General features: G+C 62.6%; 2 protein-coding genes and 1 pseudogene. All 3 read right to left on the bottom strand.

Annotation, left to right across the window (positions count from 1 at the left end):
* Positions 1-533: pseudogene (locus tag WBF82_RS00695) on the bottom strand (biotin carboxylase); the annotation flags it as partial.
* A gap of 154 nt (positions 534-687) precedes the next feature.
* Entirely contained in the window at positions 688-1,398 is a 711-nt protein-coding gene (locus WBF82_RS00700; RefSeq protein WP_424381189.1) for a TetR/AcrR family transcriptional regulator, read from the bottom strand.
* A 209-nt stretch (positions 1,399-1,607) separates the two neighbouring features.
* Positions 1,608-1,847: a hypothetical protein gene (locus WBF82_RS00705; protein WP_424381190.1), complete on the bottom strand. Its 240-nt coding sequence runs from the start codon at positions 1,845-1,847 to the stop codon at positions 1,608-1,610.
* Positions 1,848-1,916 lie beyond the last annotated feature (69 nt).

Genomic DNA, 1,916 nt, shown 5'->3' on the forward strand with positions numbered 1-1,916 from the left:
GCGCCCTGCGCGAGCGCCAGCAGCTCGTCGTAGGAGCCGGCCCGCCCCATCACATGCGGCACGCTTGCTACGCCCGCCTCGTCGGCTAGGCGCGTCATGACGGTCTTGGAGCCCAGCCGATTGCGCAGCTCCACCGAGGGGTGCATGACCTCGAGGCCCGCCTGCCGCGCGAGGGCCTGAGTCTCTTCGTCCAGCATCACAAAGCAGGCCTTACCGCCGGGCCCTCGGCCCGCGATGAACTCGAGCGTCTCAGGATCGGTCAGGAGGTGGTTGCACACGTCGCCCATGGAGTCGAAATCAAGCCGGTCGCGCCGCCGGGGGACGAATACACGCGAATGCGTGCCCTCAAAAGAGTCAAAGTACGTGAGGTAGAAGAAGTTTCGTATCCAGCGGTCGATTCCTAACAGGTTGAACGGGGTCGGCGAGATGAAGTACAGCGGCACTGCGTTGGTGTGAAAGAACGCGCGTACGTCCGAGATGCCATTGAGCACGCGGCGCGGCTTGGGCTCAGGCCCGCTGGCGGGCACCATCAGGCCACCCAAGCCGACGGTCGAGGCGCTGCCGTCACGGCGGCGGCGGTGAAATCACAAACCTTCATTCCATCAGTGTGGACCAGCCCGTCGCCGAGCGGGAAGACTTGTCATCCCGCGAATGACGGCGAACCAAGGGCCTTCCAGGGCCCAATGGCTAACCGGACGGTCGGGGCTTCACATCGGCGACCATCGCTTCCACTTGCTTGCGGTCGAGCACTGTCGTCGCCCCGTCGGGTAGGCCGAGGACCCGATCCACCGCGATGCCATGGAGCTTGAGGCGCCGCACGGCGTCATCGATCGCCTTGCGTCGCGATCTCGCATCGGGCGAATTGAGCACTTTGACGAGGTTCGTCTGCATGCTGGCGGCGAATCCCTGAATCATGTCACCGACACCTTCGGGATCGAAGGTATCGAACACACCCTCGCGTACCCCCTCGGTGATGACTTCAGTGAGAACGGGCCGGAACAGGTCCTCCCAGATGGTGACGATTCTTTGGAACAGGGCCTGGTTTTCGGGTTTCAGCATTGATGTCGTTGCCCCGATCTGTTCGGGAGCACCCATGGCCATCTTGACCCGGTAACTCGCTGCCAGCCCGGCATTGAGCCGTTCGAGCGCGTTCTTGCCGGGCTGGGCGAAGACCGGACGCAAGGCGTCGAAAGCTTCAGCGGCGCTGCGCTGAGCAAGCGCGGTCACCAGTGCTTCTTTGGACGGAAAGTAGTGGTAGAAGGCGCCTTTCGACGTACCTGCGACCGCGAGCAGATCGTTGAGGCGGACGTTCTCGTAACCACGTTCGAGGAACAGCGCCAGCGCCCGGTCGAGCACTTCGGCCTGCCGGACGTTCTTGGGTTTGACGACGCGTGTCATGGCGGACGTGGTTCAGCCGGACTTTTTCACCCAGCCCACAAATGCCAGGTATAGACCGCATAGTGCGATCAGGCCGAAGCCAATTCTCACGGCGGCCAATGCAGCACCCGATGTTTCGGTGGCAGATTTGGCTGCGTCGACGATCGGCTGCGGCATAGCGAGCAATGCGACACCGCGCAGCAGTAGGAACCAGCCGAACAGCGAGATGATTACGGCGGCGACGCTGCGCAGTATTGGTGGAACGCGACCACGAACAGGCCAGAGAAGAACAGCAGCGCCCCTAGTAGCCACGGCCACATCGGATCTTTAGAAAAGCTTGCCAACTGGCTCCCGATGCTTCCGGCTCGGATCGCGACGATGGCGGGGACCACGGTGATAAACGGTCCAAGCACGCGGGCAAATGAGCGGGTGCGTTGCGGTTGATCGATCGCCGTGACCGGTGCGCGCATGTAGGACTCCTTGACGCGTGGCGGCGGACGACCGTCCATCGACCTCTATAGACCACTGGTCTATAGATT

It is taken from the genome of Mycobacterium sp. (assembly GCF_049673265.1).
In the GTDB taxonomy this organism is placed as follows: domain Bacteria; phylum Actinomycetota; class Actinomycetes; order Mycobacteriales; family Mycobacteriaceae; genus Mycobacterium.

Coding starts and splice junctions, on each gene's coding strand:
- WBF82_RS00700 (WP_424381189.1), bottom strand. CDS start 1,398: ATGACACGCGTCGTCAAACCCAAGAACGTCCGGCAGGCCGAAGTGCTC.
- WBF82_RS00705 (WP_424381190.1), bottom strand. CDS start 1,847: ATGCGCGCACCGGTCACGGCGATCGATCAACCGCAACGCACCCGCTCA.